At 51.0% G+C, this 21,162-nt stretch carries 14 protein-coding genes; 3 read left to right on the forward strand and 11 right to left on the reverse strand.

The genetic code is table 11. The features are described 5' to 3' along the window. Positions 1-84: 84 nt before the first annotated feature. The 5 genes from ACN0YH_RS21385 to ACN0YH_RS21405 all read right to left on the reverse strand — a co-directional run bounded on the left by ACN0YH_RS21385 (position 85) and on the right by ACN0YH_RS21405 (position 6,368). Positions 85-801 carry a ZIP family metal transporter gene (locus tag ACN0YH_RS21385; RefSeq protein WP_417381627.1) on the reverse strand — a complete coding sequence of 239 codons (717 nt, stop codon included), beginning with the start codon at positions 799-801 and terminating at the stop codon, positions 85-87. A gap of 260 nt (positions 802-1,061) precedes the next feature. After that, positions 1,062-2,321, reverse strand: a complete 1,260-nt coding sequence (locus ACN0YH_RS21390; protein WP_417381628.1) for a cytochrome-c peroxidase — start codon at positions 2,319-2,321, stop codon at positions 1,062-1,064. Between the two features lie 256 nt (positions 2,322-2,577). Then, positions 2,578-4,470 carry an ABC transporter ATP-binding protein gene (locus tag ACN0YH_RS21395; RefSeq protein WP_417381629.1) on the reverse strand — a complete coding sequence of 631 codons (1,893 nt, stop codon included), beginning with the start codon at positions 4,468-4,470 and terminating at the stop codon, positions 2,578-2,580. 309 nt (positions 4,471-4,779) lie between these two features. Beyond that, entirely contained in the window at positions 4,780-5,151 is a 372-nt protein-coding gene (locus tag ACN0YH_RS21400; RefSeq protein WP_417381630.1) for a hypothetical protein, read from the reverse strand. A gap of 260 nt (positions 5,152-5,411) precedes the next feature. Beyond that, positions 5,412-6,368 carry a DUF1559 domain-containing protein gene (locus ACN0YH_RS21405; RefSeq protein WP_417381631.1) on the reverse strand — a complete coding sequence of 319 codons (957 nt, stop codon included), beginning with the start codon at positions 6,366-6,368 and terminating at the stop codon, positions 5,412-5,414. Between the two features lie 530 nt (positions 6,369-6,898). Here ACN0YH_RS21405 and ACN0YH_RS21410 point away from each other — a divergent pair. Genes ACN0YH_RS21410 through ACN0YH_RS21420 form a run of 3 tightly spaced genes read left to right on the forward strand, consistent with a single transcriptional unit; the run spans position 6,899 to position 12,364 of the window. Then, positions 6,899-9,979 (forward strand): PSD1 and planctomycete cytochrome C domain-containing protein, encoded by a 3,081-nt coding sequence (locus ACN0YH_RS21410; protein ID WP_417381632.1) that lies wholly within the window; start codon positions 6,899-6,901, stop codon positions 9,977-9,979. Further along, positions 9,972-11,429 (forward strand): DUF1501 domain-containing protein, encoded by a 1,458-nt coding sequence (locus ACN0YH_RS21415; RefSeq protein ID WP_417381633.1) that lies wholly within the window; start codon positions 9,972-9,974, stop codon positions 11,427-11,429. Before ACN0YH_RS21410 ends, ACN0YH_RS21415 begins: the two co-directional genes overlap by 8 nt. After that, on the forward strand, positions 11,426-12,364 hold the full coding sequence (locus ACN0YH_RS21420) for an alpha/beta hydrolase (protein WP_417381634.1): 939 nt from the start codon (positions 11,426-11,428) through the stop codon (positions 12,362-12,364). The genes ACN0YH_RS21415 and ACN0YH_RS21420 overlap by 4 nt, the downstream gene beginning before the upstream one ends. Positions 12,365-12,367: 3 nt before the next feature. Here ACN0YH_RS21420 and ACN0YH_RS21425 read toward each other — a convergent pair whose 3' ends face one another. The 6 genes from ACN0YH_RS21425 to ACN0YH_RS21450 all read right to left on the reverse strand — a co-directional run bounded on the left by ACN0YH_RS21425 (position 12,368) and on the right by ACN0YH_RS21450 (position 21,149). Further along, entirely contained in the window at positions 12,368-13,483 is a 1,116-nt protein-coding gene (locus tag ACN0YH_RS21425; RefSeq protein ID WP_417381635.1) for a prenyltransferase/squalene oxidase repeat-containing protein, read from the reverse strand. Positions 13,484-13,689: 206 nt separating this feature from the next. Next, on the reverse strand, positions 13,690-15,078 hold the full coding sequence (locus ACN0YH_RS21430) for a DUF1501 domain-containing protein (RefSeq protein WP_417381636.1): 1,389 nt from the start codon (positions 15,076-15,078) through the stop codon (positions 13,690-13,692). A 33-nt stretch (positions 15,079-15,111) separates the two neighbouring features. After that, on the reverse strand, positions 15,112-17,664 hold the full coding sequence (locus ACN0YH_RS21435) for a PSD1 and planctomycete cytochrome C domain-containing protein (RefSeq protein ID WP_417381637.1): 2,553 nt from the start codon (positions 17,662-17,664) through the stop codon (positions 15,112-15,114). Between the two features lie 35 nt (positions 17,665-17,699). Beyond that, positions 17,700-18,638 (reverse strand): sugar phosphate isomerase/epimerase family protein, encoded by a 939-nt coding sequence (locus tag ACN0YH_RS21440; RefSeq protein WP_417381638.1) that lies wholly within the window; start codon positions 18,636-18,638, stop codon positions 17,700-17,702. Between the two features lie 36 nt (positions 18,639-18,674). After that, positions 18,675-19,772: a LacI family DNA-binding transcriptional regulator gene (locus tag ACN0YH_RS21445; protein ID WP_417381639.1), complete on the reverse strand. Its 1,098-nt coding sequence runs from the start codon at positions 19,770-19,772 to the stop codon at positions 18,675-18,677. Between the two features lie 309 nt (positions 19,773-20,081). Beyond that, the gene (locus ACN0YH_RS21450) at positions 20,082-21,149 is read right to left on the reverse strand and encodes a sialidase family protein (RefSeq protein WP_417381640.1); all 1,068 of its coding nucleotides are present in this window, start codon (positions 21,147-21,149) and stop codon (positions 20,082-20,084) included. Positions 21,150-21,162 lie beyond the last annotated feature (13 nt).

The raw sequence follows: 21,162 nt of genomic DNA on the forward strand, positions 1-21,162 counted from the left end.
TGATAAATCCACTATAGACTGGAATTTCAATGTGTAAACACAGTTGATGTCGGTAGCAGAAGAATCAGGGAGATTTGACGATTATCAGGCAATGACCATCTGGGCGATCAGTCCGAAGACAAAACCGATGACTGCACCCAGAGAAGGAGCCCAGCGTTGTTTGATCTGTGCCTGAGGGGCAATGTCCTGAAAAGTCAGATAAAGAATACCTCCCGCAGCGAACAGCATGATCAGTCCCACCAGTCGGGGATATAAAGCCAGCAGGTAGTATCCGGTTAGTCCTGATGCAGGCCCCAGCAGAACAAGTAGACAAAAACCGGGCAGGATGGATGATTTTCTCATAGTCGATGAGCTGTCCAGTTCGCGGTAGGCGTTAAAGCCTTCAGGTAAGTTTTGCAGGCCAATCAGGATGGCCAGCAGCAGTCCCACTGACTGACTATTGGTGGCGAAGGATGCTCCTAATGCCATCGATTCCGGGACATAGTCAAGCAGCATGGCGAGCAGTTGCGCAGCTGAACTGCGATGGGTGGCCAGATAAATGTCGCAGAACATAAAACAGATGCCACCCGACAATATGGCGAGGGAAGCAATCCAGGGTGGCTGTTCGTAAATGCCTTCCGGTACGAGCACCAGAGCGACTGCAGCCAGCAGTACACCGCCACCAAAGGCGATGACCGAGTGCCGAAACTCGTCTTCCAGCCACTGGGGATGTATGTGTTCGATTTTGGCAAGAAAGCCGCCCAGGGGAATGGTGATACCCGCGAGTGTAGTCAGTAAGATGACTTCCATTACACCTGTCAAATTGAGTCCTTCTTGAATAAAGCAGTGCTTTGGCAGGAATTGATTTACAGTGATCTTTAAGAATACCAGACTGGAAGAAAATGCAACAGGAGAACGAAAAGTTCTGTGCGACAAAAAAACAGCCCGGTCTGGAAACCGGGCTGTGAGGAGCTAGACGGTGTCTAGTTTTACTGTAGCGTCTCCAGGGCTGTTTGGCCCGAGTATATTAGTTTGAGAGACGCTATGGTTAAATGTGATACATTCTCGATGAATCAGGTGATTTATTGAGGCAACCGTCCCGATTCGACTTGCGTAAAGGGACCACTGCAGGCTTTCATAAACGCGACCAGATCTTTTTTATCCTGGTCAGTAAGGTTCAGTTTCTTGACTTTTTCACTTAGATAAGGATTGGGGTCCCCTCCCTTATTGTAGTGTTCAACGACTTCCTCCAGCGTTTTCAGTGAGCCATCGTGCATGTAAGGCGCACTGAACTCAACATTTCGAATCGTCGGCGTTTTGAAGGCGCCTTTATCTTTTTCCAGTTTGGTTACTACATAGCGTCCCAGGTCTGGCTCTTTGGCAGACATTCCGATTCCCAGGTTATGATATTTTTCATCAGCGAGGTTGGGACCCAGATGGCAGGCGGCACAGTTGACCTTCTCACTGAAAAACAGTTCGCGTCCCCGCTTGGCACTTTCCGACATGGGATGCGCTTCGGCGAGTGTCAGGGCAGCCGTGTATTCTTCTTTGAAGTCTTCCAGATCTTCTTTATCCAATTTCAGGAACGGACGTAGTTGCTCATAATAATCGAAGGGGGATGGTCCAGAAACCAGTGTGCGTTCGAAGGCGGCAATGGCCTTGCCGATGTTATCGATATTGACACCGTCATTAAAGACTTTGTGGAATTGCAGTCGGTAACCGGGAATCTCTTTAATTGATTTGACGACGGCTTCATGGGTGTGTCCCATTTCAATTGGATTGGCAATGGGACCGACGGCCTGTTCTTCCAAAGTGGCGGCGCGTCCATCCCAGAACTGGGGGCCACTTAGAATCCGGTTGTAACTCACAGGTGAATTACGTCCCCCTTCGAGATCTTTGATTCCGATACCGAATTGCGTATGCCGTCCAAAACCTTCATCGGGGTGATGACAGCTGGCACAACTGATGGAATTGTCGACAGAGAGACGCGTATCGAAATACAATTGGCGTCCCAGTTCCACCTTCGCACGAGTGAGCGGATTCTCTTTGAGTCCGACCATCTGGGCAGTGCCTGCACTTAAGCCGAGTGGCAGTGTGATTTCCAGAACTTCATGGTTTTCAGGATCTTTGAGCCAGTTTTTGATTTCCTGTTCGCTCAAAGGACCTTTTCCAGGAATGCCTGAGGTCAGCTCTGCTGTCCCCAGCATCACTTTATTTGATTTAGGGGTGGTCTGTTTTTCAGCTGCCTGCAGATTGCTCTGTTGAAGAAAGCCAATCGTCATTCCGCAAACGATGCTGAATTTGAAAATTGATTGACTGTGACTGAGAACGATGGATTTCATTCTACTGATTTCCTTTTCGGGTTGGTTTCGATATCAAATCATTATCTGAAAAAGGTAATGATTATCTGTTGATTTCTTGTGAACGCTGTTGAAATGAATGAATCTGTTTTTATTTCAACATTGGGTGGGATCGTGATGCACTCACGATACAGGAGTGATACATAAAATTGTAAACATGCGAGTGTGTGATTTCAATTTTAAAATGTGACCAAGAAGTCCATAATTCAGAAAACGAATGTGCATCGCCTGCGCATTTTTAAGTCACCTTCGCAGGGCTGGTCTGTAGGAGTACCATCTCCTTATACTTTCCGCCAGTCTCCATCAGGGTTTCATGTGCGCCACTTTCGATGATACGCCCCCCCTCAAAAACGACAATACGACTGGCATGGGTGATCGTACTCAGGCGGTGTGCAATCACAAAGCAGGTGCGATCCTGCATCAGCGTGGTCAGGCTATCCTGAATCAGCCGTTCGCTTTCAGTGTCCAGATTGCTGGTGGCTTCATCAAGAATTAATATTTTGGGGTCAGCGAGAATCGCGCGGGCAATCGCCAGTCGCTGGCGTTGTCCTCCACTCAATTTGACACCACGTTCTCCGATCAATGTACGATAGCCGTTCGGTAATGTTCTGATGAATTCGTCTGCGTTTGCAATTTTTGCAGCATATTGAATCTGTTCGATTGTCGCTTTGCGATCTCCGTATCCAATGTTCTCGGCGATCGAGCCATCAAACAGAAATACATCTTGTTCGACGACGCCGATATGATTTCGGTAACTTTCCACGTCGAGATCAATCAGATTCCGACCATCGAGCAGAACCCGTCCTGATGTGGGATCGTAAAAGCGGGCGACCAGATTGCAGAAAGTGGTTTTGCCGGCGCCGCTGGGGCCAACCAGGGCAATGGTTTCACCGGGAGCGATATCGAGTGAGATCTCCTCTAATGCATACTGTGTTGAATTCGGATACTGAAAGCTGACGTTTTCAAATGTGATTTGTCCCTCGATTTCTGATTTGTTGATTGTCCGCGCGGTTGCCGATTCCATTTCGCGAGGTTCGTCCAGCAACTCCAGGACGCGATCGAACCCGGACAGGCTGTTCTGAAACTGTGCTGCACTCTGTGCGAGTACTGCCAGTGGACCGAGCAACATCAGCAGGTAAGCCAGAAACATGACCAGGTCACCGAGTGTTAATTCTCCCTGAAGCACCTGCCAGCCGCCATAGAGCAACAGACAGGCGGAAGCGACTGGGATCAGAGTTTCCCAGACAATCTCAATGAAGCGTGCCCACCACCAGGCATAGAGTTCCTGGCGTCCCATCAGGTGATTACCTCTCAGCACGCGGCTGGTTTCTGATCGCTGGCGTCCAAAGGCACGGACCACGCGCATTCCACCAAACGATTCTGTGGCCAAAGCATCAACGGCAACGCGTTGTGCCCGGATCTTTTTATGTTGTGGGCGAATTTGACTGATCCAGGTACGATGAGACAGATAAACCAGAGGGACAAGAAAGAGGGCCCCCAGCAGTAGTCGCCAGTCGACCCAGGCGAGGATTATCAGGCTGCCCAGCAATTGAATGATGGCACGGCAGGGATTGTAAAGCATGCCAAACACAAGTTCTCCCACACTGCCGGCATCTTCGCGTAGAATACTTGCGGCGCCTCCTGATTTAAGTTCCTGTACCCGATGCAGAGGCAACCGGACTGCCTGTGCGAATACTTCTTTGCGAACTTTCATCTGAATCATTTTGGTCACGCGTGTCGCGTGCCAGCGTCCCCAGATCTGCAGGCCAATGCGAATCATGGAGATAATAATGACGGTCACCGTAATCGACACCAGCATTGGCCAGGGTTCATGAGGAAACCAAGCCGGTATCAACTTCGGCAGCGGTTTTTTGTCGAGCACGTAATCAACGACAAATTTGGTTGCCGCTGGCGGGATCAAGGCGAGTAAGGTCGCGACTGTTAAGGTCAACAGAGCTAATATCATCGACCGGCGATGAACTTTGAGCAGCCTCAGAAAACTCTTGACCAGCTCCCACGATGTGCGGTCGCGTATTGTGGACGGCTTTCCCTGAGCGCCGGTCTGTACTTCTCGAAATTCTGCTTTATATTCTTCAAACTGCTGGCGACTGGAAGGCGAATTTGTACTCATGAATAATCTTTAAAGTTATGTTCTCTGCAATAACTGGTCATTTGTGGAGAGCGAGGTGGAAGCAGGCAATAACAGCCTTCCTGCATTATATTCAACAGTGTGTCTGAAAGCGAATTGAATGCCGGAATCTACGGTGACGGGGAGAGTATGAGGTTATTAGTGGCATTCAGTCGAGTTTGAGCCGATCAGACACTTCGAAAAAACGCTGGAATTACCCTGTATGAGTGGAGTTTCGGAGAAGGCAGGCAGTAAAGAGAGGAAAGCATTGCAGTACGGAGTTGATGTTCCGTACTGCAATGACCAGTTGAATTATTTTGTGACAGGATCTTTCGGTTTATCGTCAGTCAGTGGGAAATCAATGGTATTGGGTTTGTCTGCGGTGACGGTAACCAACAGCCCGGACTTTTCAAGATCACCATACCATTCAGGAATGACAGAGACCGGTTCGTTGTTTGCTTTTACTTCATCTTCCGGTAAACCCGAACCTCCGGAACTGGTTAAAGCAACGATCATTACTTTATAGTTACCAGGAATGACTCCATCGTCCTCATCGAAAGTTCCCATTTCATAAGATCCATCGCGGGCGACCTTTCCCTGTGCTGAAGGTCCACCGCCGACTGGTACGAAGACGAGTGATCCGATACTTATAGGTTTACCATTATAGCTGACTGTGCCTGTCACAAGCGATCTTGCAGGATGTCCATCCCCACAACCTGTTAAAGTTGATAACAAAACACAGACCATAAAGAGCAATGGTTTCCTGTTAAAGCGGCTTGAGTGATTATAAATGAATAGTGGTAGGCTCATGGGAAATACCTGACTTGACATGTAGTTAGCAGAGAACTGGTTTAGAAACCTCTAATATATTTCGTAAGTGAGACTCAGAGACGGGATGCCTGTACCTCGGCTCTCCCGTCTCAATGGTGAGTTTCTCAGAAGACTTACCACTCGCCGAGTATTTCTCCACCGGCACGTGTTCCTAGTGCTTTGAGTAGAGCCAGATCGATATTCTCACTGATAAAGTGAACCGAACCGTCACCCATCATGAAATGAGCGCCCCCAATATGGTAGCTGGTAAAAGGTGTGTGGTTCGTACCGAAGTCTCCTCGATAGTTGATGGGAAACTGAATGTTCTTACTGTCCAAAGTCAGTCTCCGGGTGTCAGTGTACCAGTACATTCCCCACGTCCAGGGTTGGATGCCTCCCCAGCCCGCCTTCATGGAAGAAGACCAGCCGTGCGAAGAAGAAGATTCACCCAGTAGAATTGTGTTTGTGGCTCCATCAGTGATATCACGGAAACGAGTTTTGCTCTGAGGATACATGAGCCCGGTGTTGGCCCAGCGATAGTTATTACTGTCCGTGGGGTTTGTGACATCTTCAATGCGTCCTGCACAGCCTCGATAGTGCAGGGCACCATGTCCTACAATCCAGGGGAGTGTGGAGTTCACGATATCTGGAGACCGATCCCCCAGGGCTGAGGAGGGGCAGGCAAAAACAGGTACAGGTCCCCAGATCTGATTGGAACCATTGTGGGGCGCACTGTCGAATCGCCAGGGGGCCAGTTGTGTAATGGGATCTGCAGAGAAACTTTCCATGGCTTGTACACGGTTCGTTTCATCAATATAAGGGAAAATTTTGGGAGCCCAGCCCATGTGATAACCCCCACCAGGATAACCGGGGGTGGGATGACTGCCGTTAGGAAAGCTGGTGAACGTGTCATGATAGTTATGAAAGGCGAGTCCCAACTGTTTCATGTTGTTCTTGCATTGGGAGCGACGGGCTGCTTCACGTGCCTGTTGGACCGCGGGTAGCAGCAGAGCAATCAGGATCGCGATGATCGCGATGACAACGAGTAATTCAATTAACGTGAAAGCTTTTCGTTTGGATAAATTGCCCATGGTTAATTTCCTCATATAAAATTAATATGGTATGGAAAAAGGAAATAGTGAGCGGCTGGAAAATTTGAGTCGCTTATTCTTATATCGTTCTCGTATTTCTCTGTTAAAAAAGTTAATAAAGGTCCTAAACAAAATGGTATACTGAGAAGTTGGGTTGTCAATCATTTTTTAATAAAACTGCTTATGTATTTATGTAATTAGAGTGGGGGGGGCGTTTTATTTGTGTAGTGATGTTTCAGGATTAGGTTGTTTTTCGGAAATCTTATAATCGTGATTCAAATGCGTCCCTTGAGTAAGCCCTTGGAAACAGATCAGAGCTGCTGATTCTGTTGGTTTCTTTAGAACGGATCACATTTAACTATCGTATCATTCAATTTAATCTGCTCGGACCAAACAGCCCTGGAGATGCTACAGTAAAACTGGACACAGTCTAGACTTGGGTAACTGTCGACCGTAACATGAATTTAAAGTACCCAGAAAGAATTCTTTCTCTTTGCCCTGCCTGCCCTGAAAGTCTGGATTGAGCGTTCATGCCTGACCTGCCTAAGCTGATCTTTATCCTTTTAAGTGTTTTCGCCGGGGATGTGTTGTGCGCAGCGGAAAAGATCAACTTCAGCCATGATATCCTGCCGATACTTTCTGATCGTTGCTTTCACTGTCATGGCCCGGATCCGACACATCGTGAAGCCGCTCTCAGGCTCGATCTGGTCGAAGCAGCAACTGAGAATCGGGACGGGACTTATCCTATCGCCCCAGGAAAGCCGGAGCTGAGTGAAGTTCTGTCGCGAATCACCAGTTCCGATTCAGATCTGGTAATGCCACCTGCTGATTCGCATCGCAAGCCACTGACAAAAAAACAAACTGCAACCATCCGACAATGGATTGCAGAAGGGGCACAGTGGGGAAAGCACTGGTCTTTCGAGCCTCCCGTTAAAGTCGTATTGAATGAACAGGAATCGCAACTGAATCCCATTGATGCGCTGGTCAATCGAAAACTGTTAGAAGAGCGACTGGCGTTCTCAGAACCGGCATCGAAACGGACCCTGATTCGCCGGCTCTCTTTTGATTTAACGGGGCTGCCGCCGACGGTGGATGAAGTAGATGCTTTCGTGAATGACAAGTCACCTGCTGCGGATTTGAAGCTGGTCAATCGTCTGCTCAAGTCAAAATATTATGGCGAGCGAATGGCGATGTGGTGGCTGGATCTGGCGCGTTACTCAGATACCGATGGTTTTCAACAGGATTCGACCAGGACAAACTGGCCGTGGCGGGATTGGGTGATTCAGTCATTCAATCAAAACAAACCTTTTGATCAGTTTACGATTGAGCAGTTCGCCGGCGATCTGTTACCGGATGCAACAGACGAGCAAAAACTGGCGACCTGTTTTCACCGGAATCACATGACCAACGGCGAAGGGGGCCGCGATCCTGAAGAGTCGCGCGTCGATTATGTGATCGACCGGGTCAATACAACGGGGACGGTCTGGCTGGGATTAACGCTGGGCTGTTGCCAGTGTCATTCTCATAAATTCGATCCCATCTCACAGGCAGACTACTACAGTTTGTATGCGTTCTTCAACAGTATCGACGAAGATGGCAAGGCCGGCAGTCGTGCGAAGCCGTATTTAAAATATCAATCGCCGCTGGCAGCACGTGCCGTCAAAGAAGCACAGCAGGTTGTAGATAATCGCAAGCCACTGGAAGCAACCGCACTTCAGCAGGCGAAACTGGAATTTGAACCGTGGCTGATAGAGCAGACGCAGCGGGTTAAAAATGGGTTTACCGCGTGGCATCTACCGGAACTGCGATCAGTCAATTCGGTCGAAGGAACCGTTTTGACTGCTGAGAAAACGGGAGTAATTCAAACCAGTGGGCCGAAACTCAGGCAGGATGATTATCGACTGATTGCAGCGACGAGGTTGCCTCGTGTAACAGGGGTACGGCTGGAAGTCTTTCCACATGAATCACACACCGCAGGGAAATTAAGTCGCGGTGACAGTGGTGAGTTTATTCTGACTGATGTCAAACTTCAGGTTCGACGTGAGGGGAGTTCGCAGCTGAAAGACATTGACTTTGTCTCCGCGATTGCAGATGTCGAAAAGGATGTTAAAGGGCGCAATTATGGAAAAATTAAAGACACGCTTGATGACGATCCCCGGAACGGTTGGACGACGGAAACTCATGATGCTCAAACGAAACATGTCGCTGTTTTCGAGCTGGCAGAGCCATTGATTCTGGATGAGAGCGAAGAACTGATCTTTGTGATGCTGCATCGGTCCACTGAAGGAGATGCGAATATTGGCCGCTTTCGAGTGATGCTGACAGACCAGCCGGGGCCCGCTGTTCGTTCGCTGGATCCCATGCCTTTAGAAGCACTCACAGCTGCTAAAATTAACGAGACTGAAAAAATCGATCCGAAACTGAAGCAGCGTCTGCTGGATCAGTTTCTGGTGGATCACGATGTTTATCAGCAGCGAAAAGCAGAGCTGGATCAGGCAAACTCGCAGTTGACTCAGGTGAAAAAGGCAGCTGGCAAACTGAATGTCATGGTATTGGCAGAGCTTAAAGAACCTCGCAAAACATTTGTGCTGGAACGAGGCGTCTGGGACAAGCATGGCAAGGAAGTTTCACGTGCGGTACCCGCTGCGATTCTGCCTCTTTCTGGTGACCAGAAAAAAGACCGGTTGGATCTGGCAGAGTGGCTGGTCTCACGTCATAATCCGTTAACGGCGCGGGTTGTAGTGAATCACTTATGGCAGAACTGTTTTGGCACGGGACTCGTCCACACGCCAGGCGATTTTGGTTTGCAGGGAGAATTACCAACTCATCCGGCGGTTCTTGACTGGCTGGCAGTGGAACTGATGGAACATAACTGGGACCTGCAGCATATTCTCAGGTTAATTGTGACCAGTCGCACCTATCAGCAGCAGAGCCGAGTCACTGTGGAATTGCTGGAGCGCGATCCGGAAAATCGTCTACTGGCACGGGGAGCCCGCTTTCGCTTACCCAGCTGGATGATTCGCGATGCGGCGCTGCAGGCGAGTGGACTGCTCAACCCGGCGCTGGGAGGTCCTCCTGTAATGCCTTATCAGCCACAGGGAGTCTGGGCCGAAATGTTTATGGGGCGCTTCCGCTATGAACCCAGCCAGGGAGCAGCCCAGTACCGACGGAGTCTATATGCCTTCTGGCGTCGTTCGAGTGCACCCACATTTCTGTTTGACAGTGCACAGCGGCGGGTGTGTGAAGTACAGCCCCGACGAACCAACACACCTCTGCAGGCTTTGACATTACTTAACGATCAAAGCATTCTGGAATCTTCACGGGAATTAGCACGCACGGCGATTCAGCAGCAGAAAACAATAGATGAGCGTCTGAATTTTATTGCTCAACATATTCTATCACGAAAATTACAGCAGCGGGAATTGAAGGTTCTAAAACAGGAACAGCAGCAGTCCTACGCTTATTATCACCGGAAACAGGATGAGGCTTTGAAGCTGATTTCCAGTGGGCAGCCTCCAGTAAAAAACAAAGTTACGGCAGACGAACTGGCCGCTTATATGGTGGTAGCGAGCATGATCTTTAATCTGGACGAGGCGATCACCCATGAATAAGCCACTTGAGTATGCAGCACTTCAAGAGACACGCCGCTATTTTCTAGGGCGGGGAGCGGGCGTCAGCCTGGGGGCGATGGCGCTCAACCTGTTAGAAAACACACGTCGTGCGGCTGCAAAACCGAATCAGAATATCGGCTTGCCCGATCTGCCTCACAAACCGCCACGAGCAAAGAATGTGATCTTTCTGACTCAGTCGGGAGGTCCATCGCAGATTGAGCTCTTTGACTATAAGCCTGATCTCATGAAGTGGGCAGGCAAGGAGCTGCCGGAAAGTGTGCGCGGCGGACAGCGGCTGACCACGATGACTGCTAATCAGAAGCAGTTGATCATGCCTTCCCGCACGAAGTTCAAGTGGTATGGTGAAAGCGGCGCAACGCTCGGAGAGTGGCTGCCTTATCATGGTGAAGTTGCCGATGAACTCTGCTTCATCAAGTCGATGGTCACAGATCAGATCAACCATGCCCCTGCGATGACGAAATTTTTGACCGGGCATCAGTTGCCGGGACGTCCTTCCATTGGTGCCTGGAGCAGTTACGGGCTGGGCAGCGAAAATCAGAATCTGCCGGATTACCTGGTGCTGATTTCGAAGATGAAGCGACCCAGCGATCAACCGTTGTATGATCATTACTGGGGCAGTGGATTTTTGCCTTCACGATATCAGGGTGTTAAACTGAGGAATGCGAAAGAGCCCGTCCTCTATCTGCGCGATCCCGATGGCATGCCCCGCAGTATTCGACGGGGGATGCTAAACGGCATTTCTGAATTGAACCAGATGCGACTGGAGCAGACCGGCGATCCAGAAATCGAAACGCGGATTCGTCAATATGAAATGGCTTGGCGGATGCAGTCCAGTATCCCCGAGCTGAATGATCTGAGCGACGAACCGGAATCGACGTTCGAATTATATGGACCCGATTCACGGCGTCCGGGAAGTTACGCAGCCAACTGCGTGCAGGCCCGGCGGTTGATTGAACGGGGTGTGCGGTTCGTGCAGTTGTTTCATCCCGACTGGGATCATCACAGCCGTCTGAGTTCGTGGTGTGTCGCCCGTTGTCGTGATACAGACCAGGCCAGTGCCGCGCTTGTCAAAGATCTGAAGCAGCGTGGGCTCTTAGATGAGACCCTGGTGATCTGGGGTGGCGAGTTTGGTCGTGGTGTTGCCGGGCAGGGGAAATGGGACAGTCCCGAAGGGGGCCGCGATCATCATCCACGCTGCTTTACTACCTGGCTGGCAGGGGGGGGAGTCAAAGCGGGGCTGACCTACGGGGCCACTGATGAATTCAGTTATAATGTTGCGGAAAACCCGGTACATGTGCGTGATCTGCATGCCACCGTATTGCATCTGCTGGGCATCGAGCATGAACGGTTTACTTATCGACATCAGGGATTGGATTTCAAACTGACGGGCGTCGAACCGTCAAGCATCATCAAGGAGATACTGGCGTGAGACGGTTCAACAAAACATGGTTATTCATCTTAATGGCAGGCTTGAGTTTCAGTTCGCTTGTTGAAGCACGCGAGCCGGATGCGGTGATTGATCTTTGGGAACAGAACGCGCCAGGAGAAACGACCCGTGAGACTGGCGTCACTCTGGACCGGCGGGCGAACGAAAATCCACCGGCAACCCGCATTAAAGAGATCACACGCCCTCAACTGCACCTGTTTCAACCTCCAGCAGGAAAACGCAACGGAACTGCAGTCCTGATTTTTCCGGGCGGTGCCTACAATTATGTAGTCGCGGATAAAGAGGGATCTGAAACGGCAGAGTGGTTGAATTCTCTGGGGATTACCGCGTTTGTTGCGCATTATCGAACCAAAGAACCGAAGCCTCGCGCGCAGACCGATTCCCGGTTGCCCCCCTATTCGGAGAGGCCTTTACAGGATGGACAGCGTGCTGTCAGCCTGGTGCGGAAACGGGCTGCGGAATGGGGAATCAAGCCTGAGCAGATTGGTGTGATCGGTTTTTCTGCTGGAGGTCAGGCTGCAGCTTTGATTACCACCCGATTTGAGGAACGAGCCTATGCAGCGGCTGACGATGTGGATCAGGTTTCGTGCCGCCCCGATTTCAGTATGCTGATTTATCCCTGGCGACTGGTCGATGAAAAAACAGGGGAACTGAATGAGGTGCTGACGATTAATAAGACAACACCGCCAACACTGATGGTTCATGCACACAATGACCATGCAACGCCCATCAGCAGCATTCTGTTTTATACTGCTCTCAAGAAAAATGGCGTGCCCAGCGAGCTGCATATTTACGAGAATGGCGGTCATGGTTACGGGATGCGGCCCGTGGATGATTCCTACGTCGATACCTGGCCGGATCGCGCCGCAGACTGGCTGCGACAGCGATCACTGGCAAATCCGAGTACAAAGGACTGAGCGTCAGTCCGCCTCAGGTTTGGGCTCACAGTTCTTCAATGCGAGCAGTGTGTAAGCGGTAACGAGGTTCGGGTCTCCTTCAAACCAGCGATTGGATTTGGAGTTGACCCAGCTACCGTTATCCTGCTGGATTTTAAACAGGTGATTGGCCAGCTCTTTGCGCCAGTCGTGCTCCTGGCCTTTGCTGTCTTTGACCTGTTTCAGATCGGCGGTGTCGAGTGCTTTGGCAAACAGCTGGTAGTAGTAGTAGAGACCGTTATCGCCCATCCCGGGGTTGTTTTCGACAGTGTAGTTTTTCTGAATCCAGTCGAGGGCTGCCTTGACGCGCGGATCTTTGGGAGTCAGCCCGGCGTAAATCATGCTTTTGAGTCCGGCATAAGTCATGCTGCCGTAAGAGCGGAGGCCGCCGTCTTGATTTTTTCCGGAAGGAGAGGCACCGCCGGCAGAGACGTTGTAGTAGAAGCCGCCATCATTGACTTTGGCAGCGGCAGGAGAAGTATTGAATTCGCTTTCCAGGTTTTGACAGCGGGAAACAAAAGTGAGTGCTTTCTGGATATCGGGATCATCGGCTTTCGCACCGGCGGCTTTGAGGGCTTCAATCATGAAGACGGTATTGGATAGGTCAGGACGACCTCCATCAGGACCATAGCCTGCACCCCCGTATTCGAGATCGCTGGGTTTGATATCTTTGCTTTCATCGAACTGCAGACTGCGAAGGAACTTTTCTGCTTTTTTGATCTGAGGTGTGTACTTGCCGGACTGGTTGGCATCCTGTAATGCCATCAATGCAACAGCCGTTTCGTAACCGGAGTGCTGACTGCGGGCAGAGCAGATACGACCATCTTCCTGGCAGAAGGAGACAAGTTTCTTTAACGCTTTGTCTACGGTCGGGTCAGTTACAGGGACGCCAGATTCAATCAGCGCCGATGTCACCAGAGCTGAGATCCCTGCTGCTTCATTGAAGGTCCAGGTACCATCTTCGTTCTGCGAGTTCTTCAGGAAGTTGATCGCTTTGTCACGGGATGCTCTTAACTCTGCTGCATCCGGGCCTGCTGCAGAGAGAGGGCTGATATTCCAGCAGAGACAGCCGATGATCATCAGGCGTAGAAACCAGTTCATTTTAAATGCTCCTGAATTTTGATACTGAGAGTTTTTCATTTGAAACAGCCCGCAAAAGCTGTTCCTCTTTTGAAATGCAACAGCCCTCTTCAGTATAGGCAGACCAAATTTAAAAGTCTGGAATTTTATTTTAGCAGGGGAGTTGGAAAAAGCGTCAGTGCTGTCGAAAAAAACGCCAGCCTGCGATTGTTCTGTGATATGAGCCTTTATGCGTGGAGAATTTCTTTGACGACGTGACCATGGACATCAGTCAGTCGGAAATCACGACCTGCGTGGCGATAGGTCAGTTTTTCGTGGTCCAGTCCCATGATATGCAGAATGGTGGCATGAAAATCATGAACGTGCACCAGGTCTTTTGTGACATAATTGCCGATATCGTCGGTCTGTCCGTGAATCATGCCACCCCGGACATTTCCGCCGGCAAGCCAGCAGGAAAATGCTTCAGGGTGATGGTTGCGCGATTTGGTTCCTTTGCCATCCTGCGCCCAGGGGGTACGACCGAACTCGGTGCAGAAGACGAGTAGCGTATCCTGCAGCAGGCCGCGTTGTTTCAGGTCCTGCAGTAAAGCGGCGACAGGTTGATCAACACGGCGGGCGTATTTTTCGTGTGACGCAATATCGCGGTGGGCGGCATCCCAGTTGTCTCGGCAGGCACCGACGGCATCGATGATCTCAACAAAGCGAACACCTCGTTCAACCAGGCGGCGTGCCATAATACATTGACCTGCGTAGCTTGCCTGATCTTTTTTGTCGGCACCATATAGTTTGAGTGTTGCGCTGCTTTCTTTTGACAGATCGAGCGCTTCAGGAGCCTGTTTCTGCAGGCCGGCGGCTGTGGTGAACGTCGACATGCGGCCTGCCAGTTGGGCGTCGTGGTCACGCTGATTAAAGTGACGCTGGTTCATTTTTCTTAACAGCCCGAGCTCCAGCTGCTGCCGTGACTGCGAAGTGGGTGATTTGAGAAACGGAATCGGGTTATCGCCGGGAACCACGCGAACGCCTGTATTGGCAGCGGGCAGGAAGTTGGAGTCCCAGAGTTGAGGGCCGTTGTAAGGACGGTGTTCTGAAATAACAACATGTGAAGGCAGGTTCGGGTTGAATGACTTTAGCCCGTAGCTTAACCAGGCGCCGATACCGGGCATGGCGGCTGAGGTACTGCCTGTATGCAGTTGCAGTGTGGCTTCACCGTGATCCCGGTGGTCACAGTTCATCGAGCGAATGAGAGCAGTTTCATGCATGATCTTACGAATGTGGGGAAATAGATCACTGACCTCTGTGCCACATTCCCGATTGGGACGAAACTTCCACAAAGGGGCTTTCAGGTAGCGTTCGACAATCGGCTGTCCGGAGACAGCGGCTTTGTTTTCATCACCGATTGACTGATCGTGCCGCCGAGTCAACTCGGGTTTGGGGTCGAACGTGTCCACGTGCGAATATCCGCCTGACATGTAGAGCATGATGACATGTTTGGCCGCCGGGCGGTGATGCGGCAGTTCAAGGCCTGCTGGTAGTGTATTCGGCAACGCAAGTCCTGCAACTGTTCCAAGTCCGGTCTGCAGAAGCTGGCGACGTGAGAATAAGGAAGAGTCGTGCATGGGTTCAAACCTGATCGTTTATAATTCAAGATGTTAATCGATAAAAAAGAATTCGTTGCTGGTGAGCAACACCTTGGCGAGTCCTGCCCAGGCGGTCTGACTGGTATCCGTGTCTTTATCCGATCGTTCTGTTTTTAATTCCTCGCGATAGTATTTCAGAAACTGCGTTGCCTCTGGCAGCTCTGCAGCGGTCGGGTTGCGACAGAAGGCGAGCTGGTACGCCTGGATGATCTGCTCTTCCTCCGTCGCGGCTGACTGTAGTATCCGTTTACCAAAGGCTTCCGCAAGCTCCGGAAGAAGCGGGGCATTCATCAGGTACAGGGCCTGTGTCGGCAGGTGAGAGCTGTCTCTGAGGCCTGATGTTTCGTTGGTTTCCGGTCCATTGAACCGTCCGAGGAAAGGGTGTTTATAGAGCCTTTGGGTCATTAGGTACACGCTGCGTTTTTTTGTAGGAAAGTCTTCATGGAACGGACGATTCAGGCTATACCCTTTTTTGTGCCAGGGGGTGAAGGGATGCGGTCCCCCCTGTTCGCGATCCAGTTCACCGGAAACAAACAACAGGGCGTCACGAATGGATTCGGCGTCCAGTCGTCTGCGGGAATATTTCCAGAGCAGGACATTATCCGGATCATGGTTGATGTTTTCCGTGATATCACGGCTGTCGAGTCGATAGGCGCGGCTTAACATAATCTGGCGATGCAGGGCTTTGAGCGACCATTGCTGCTTTATGAGTTCGTTCGCGAGGTAATCGAGCAGTTGCGGATGAGAGGGAGTATCGCCGAGTACGCCGAAGTTATCGACTGTTTTGACGAGCCCCTGTCCGAAGTGATGATACCAGATCCGGTTGACAATTACGCGTGCGGTCAGGGGATGTGCAGGGGCGGTGAGCCAGTCGGCCAGTTCTTCGCGACCAGATTCCGTCTTGTCGATCTCCGGTTTTGAGTTTGAGATGACGTTGATGAACTGTCGCGGAACGATGTCTCCCGGATTCTCGGGATTGCCGCGTCGATGCAGTCGGGAGTGGTGGGGCTTGCCATCGATGACTGCATACAGCATTTCTGCGGGAGGCTCTTTCACCATTCGGGCTTTTTCGGATTTAAGCCAGGGGAGGCCGTGTAGCATGAGTTCCCGGAATTTGCCTTTGTGTGATCCCAGGAGTTTCTGGCGGCGTTGTTCGAGTTTGTTTGTCGGGTCTCCGTTTTTTTTCGCTTCTTTGATTTTGACAGTGACCTCTTTATACTCTTCGAGGGTCGGCTTTAACCAGGGGCGGAAGTGATTACGGATTTGATGTTGATAATAGCTGAGCAGGTCCCAGTATTCGTCAATTCTCTGTTGCGAATCTGGATCGTGCTCTGCAGAGACGAGTTGTGCGGGTGAGGGTTGATTGGAAGCACCCATGCTGGGATAGAGCGTGCTTTCAAAAATGCCATACAAGCCGTAATAATCGGTGGCCAGCATCGGATCGAATTTATGATCATGGCAGCGGGCACACTTTAAGGTGACCCCCATGATGCCACGTCCGACGGTGTCGATCGTATCGTCGATGGTCAGGTTCTGGTCTTCATAGCGAGTATTGCCGAAGCGTCGCGACAGAGCAATGAAGCCTGTCGCAATTTTGAGCTGACGTGCCTGTTCCGGATCGGCTTCGCGTTCTGCCAGAATATCTCCTGCGAGTTGGGCTTTCAGGAATTGATCATAGGGGAGATCGGCGTTGAGTGCGTCAATAACCCAGTTACGATAGAGGTATGCGCCGGGAATGGGAAAATCGCCCACATCGCCTTGGGTATCTGCGTAGCGTGCGACGTCGAGCCAGTGTCGCCCCCAGCGTTCTCCATATGCCCGTGATGCCAGCAGTCGATCAACGACTTTTGCAAACGCAGTCAAATCGGCTGCCGGATCGTTTTGGAACTCTTTGACTTGCTCCGGTGTGGGAGGCAGTCCCGTGAGGTCAAACGTGGCGCGTCTGATTAAAGTACGCCGCGAAGCGAGGCCGACAGGTTTAAGACTTTCTTTCTGCAGTCGAGCGTAGACGAAGCGATCCACAGGGGATTCCGACCAGTGGGGATTGCTGATGGTTGGCGGGGTGATTTCTTTTCGCGGCAGAAAGCCCCAGTGCGAGGTTGTCAGTTGCTGTGGTTTGGCTTTTTGTGATGTCGTGACTGGCTTTGATTTTTCAGCAGGCCAGGGAGCCCCCCCGTCTATCCAGTGTTTGAAATGGGCTATGGTTTCTGGTTGGAGTTTCTCATCTGAATCAGGTGGCATTTTCAGAGCTTTGTGGGTTCGCTGGATGGATTGAAACAACAGGCTCTGTTGTGCATTTCCGGGCAGAATCGCGGGCCCATAATCACCGCCTTTAATAAGGGCTGCACGGGAGTGGACGGCCAGGGGGCTTTCGGCGTCGGCATCACCAGTATGGCAGTCGGCACATTTTTCAATCAGCACGGGGCGAATATGTTGTTCGAAGAATTCGAGCTGGCTGGCATCAGGCTTGGCAGGTTCGACTGCGCGGAGTGTATCGGTCAGGCTAAATGATGCTGCCAGTGTCATGACCAGAACGAGTTGTTGTAATTGTTTGTATTGCGTCATCAGTGAATCATTTATGCTCAGGTTCTGAAAACGGTTTAACCTCGCGCTATTCCCGCCTGTTTGAAAGCGGGGGCCAGGTTCTGGTAGCAGGTTCTGGCAGCAGCGACCGGATCATAGCCTTTCTGCCGGAAGACCATGCTGCTGACTTCGCAGCAGATGTCACCGCGATAGCCCCCAGCGACTGCCAATTTGAGCAATTGTACGTAGTCGATTTCACCACTTTCACCAGGCAGAGCGAAACGGACTTTTCCGTCTTTCATGATCGTGTCTTTCACCTGGATGAAGCTCGTGTAAGGCAGCATGGTCTGCAGAGATTCTTTCAGTGAGATATCGCGATGCGTAAAGTGACTGTAGTCATAATCGAGACGAATCCAGGGGCTATTAATCTGTTCGACCAGCCAGACTCCCTGATCAGGGTGATCCACCACGCCGCCCCGATGTGGTTTGACGGCGATGACAGTTTTCATGCTGGCGGCGACTTTAGCCCACTCTCCCAGGTTATCACGCATTTCGTTTTTGAGCGTTTCCCATTTCCCACTACCGGCTACAGTTTCAATGAGCGGTGGCTGTGTTGGTCGCAGATCGTGTCCCAGTTCGGCCGCTTTTTTGAGTCGTTCGAGGACTTTCTGCTGGCTGGCTTTGGAACCGGTCAGGTTGCAATGCTCCATTAACGAGGTCAGTTTCAAACCGGTATCGTCAAGTGTTCTGGAAATCGATGCGCGACGGTCAGCATTCATTTTAGCCGGTGTGGCGTCCCAGTCATCCATGAGGGTCAGTTCCACCGAGTCATAACCGATGTCGGCGACGATGCGAAGTGCCTCATCTGTTTTTATATGGGGCATGCCATACAGGCTGAAGCCGAGTGTGAGTTCCGGCTTAGCTGCTTTATCAGCCTGTAATCTGTTGAGCCTCAGCAGGCCGGCAGCGCCGACACTGGCGGTGGTAATAAACTGACGTCTTGTGAGCGCCTGCATATCTGGTTTTCCTCTATTGGTGCAGATTGATAATCGTTAGCTGTTGAGCTGGCGAACTGATTCGCCAGGTGTCAAATGAGGTTTAAGGGTTAAATCAACGTTGGCGATGGCGTTGTTCATTGTCAGGCGGGTTTCCAACTGACGGACTGCCAGGCGGCCGATATCATGGGCGTGAATATCAAACGTCGTCAGTTGTGGATACAGGCCTGTAATAAATGCGTGGTCGTTGTTGCCGGAAATGACGCTGATCTCTTCACCCACTTTGATGCCGCGACGGGCCAGCGATCCGTAGACGACCGCCGCGACACTGTCTGCGCCTGCGAAAATCGCTGTCGGACGTTTTCTCGCCTTCAACAACTGGTCTACCAGATGCTGCACGGCCTCTGTGGAGAGAGGAGGTTTCATCGGCAGTTTCCAGCCGCGGGAGGGAGGGTCGATGAAACGCTGAATCTCCAGGCCACGACGCATGGCCTGTGAGACAAAGCCTGTTTCGCGATTCATCATAATCAGGTGATCTGGTTTAGGACTGAGAAAGGCGACATGCTGGTGTCCGTGATCGGCGAGATAGTCTGCTGCCTTTTCGCCTAGAAGAACATCGTTCGCTCCTACACAGTCACCCGCACAACCTTGTGGTCTGCCAAGGAGCCAGACTGATGGAATGCGAGAAAGTCGTTCCATTAATGTTCTGTTGGATTCGATCAGCATTTTTCCCTGAAGCGGACCAATTAGAAACAGACCATCCATCTGATTGAAATCCAGATGGGCAGGCACGGACTGCAGGTCGGGGATATGGGCGATCTGAAAACGCACTCCCAGTTCGGAGGACACATCTTCAACTCCACTGATGGCAGAGCTGACGACCGGGAGAGAGATCAGTGATCGATCCAGTCCCAGGGAGACGACGAGCAATTGTTTATCAGTCAGGATACTGGTCGAATTAAGGTTGGTCTCAGTTTTAGGGCGGCGACGCCTGAGGGGGCGATAGTCTAAAGACTGAGCGACCTGGCGAATGCGCTGTTTGGCGGCATCGCTGATGGAAGGATCATCCCGCAAGGCGCGACTGACCGTACTGACTGCACAGTCGGCTGCTTTGGCGACTGTCTTAACCGTGACAAGTTCAGCAGTTTTACTCACAGCAGACCTCAAGCTTCCTGGTAAATCAAGATTATCTGATGTAATGCAATTTAACGCATATAGTATGGAATTAAATGCGAGAAAAAGACATTGCCTTGTTTCGTTGATAAACAAAGATGGTCTGGATGTAAAGAAGATAATGCCAATATCTCTGGAATTAAAATGAATATGAGGCACTGTAGAATGGGATTCACCCAATGCAAATAAAATTTATTTGCATTGGGTTGCAGAACGTCGGCAGGCGCATAATCATGTAACCGTTTGCTCTGTGGGAAGTTGAGACGAAAGATGTGGGAACTGATTCTGGAGTTATTTCAGAAAATCCTCTTCCTTCAAACTCAGTCTTACTGGTCCCTGCATGGTAGTGATCCAGAGTTCTCCTGGAGTAACTTCTGTCACGTAAGGATAGGAGACCCGGTTTTCGCGTTTCTTTCCGGCCGGTGTCAGATCGCGGGCGATGACCACAGGTTCGCTCCAGGAGTTACACTCATCGTCAGAAAAGGCGATCGAGAGTTCTTCGCGTCGTCCGAGTTTGCGTTTGGGATCACGGAAGCGGTTCCAGAGCATCACGATGCGTCCACTTTCCAGTCTTTGCAGAATCGCAGGTGAACTGCTGGCAGGGATCTGTGAAGGGCGAATGGTCCGCCAGGAAGCGCCTTCGTCAGTTGAGAAGGCTTCCCAGAACCGTCCAAATTTCGTGCGGATCAACGCGTAAATGCGGCCGTCCTTCAATTCGACGATCGTCCCTTCCATCGCTCCGTCATGATCTCCTGAGCCACCCAGGTCAATCATGTTGCTGTGATTCCAGGTAGCCCCTTCATCATCGGAATAATAGGTCAGCATCACGTGACGGCCCGGGTTGGCGATCGATTGAGAGACGACCACGATAATGCGACCGGAGCGAGTCTGGATGATACTACGCACGGCACCGCACCAGCCATGGTCCTGCAGGATCTGGGGCGGGAGCCATGACTTTCCGTCATCGGTACTGCGGACGATATACACGGGCAGATAACAGTCGGACTGTGGGCCTCCCTGTTTGTCATCCCAGTGGAATTTCCGTTCAGCCAGATTCATGAATGCGAGGACAATGGTTCCTTTTTTTGTCTGAAGCAGAGCGCGTTCATTGCTGGTATGGAACTTTGCTGGTTCCTGATACAGGGGAGTGGGTTCCCAGGTTTTTCCCTGATCGGTGCTGAGTAAAGATTGTTTTGCATCCGGAGCCAGCAGGCTGCCATTCTGAAGTTTAATAAAGGGACCCAGATGCTGGTGTGGCAGTTTTTTCGTCTGGGGATGATTCCATTCTGCCTGAGTGACTGTTGTTGATGAGAAGCAGATTGAAACGAGGAAGGAGGCTATGATGAGGCGCTGTAGCATATCTGTAAACCTT

The organism is Gimesia sp., assembly GCF_048262075.1.
Classification (GTDB): domain Bacteria; phylum Planctomycetota; class Planctomycetia; order Planctomycetales; family Planctomycetaceae; genus Gimesia.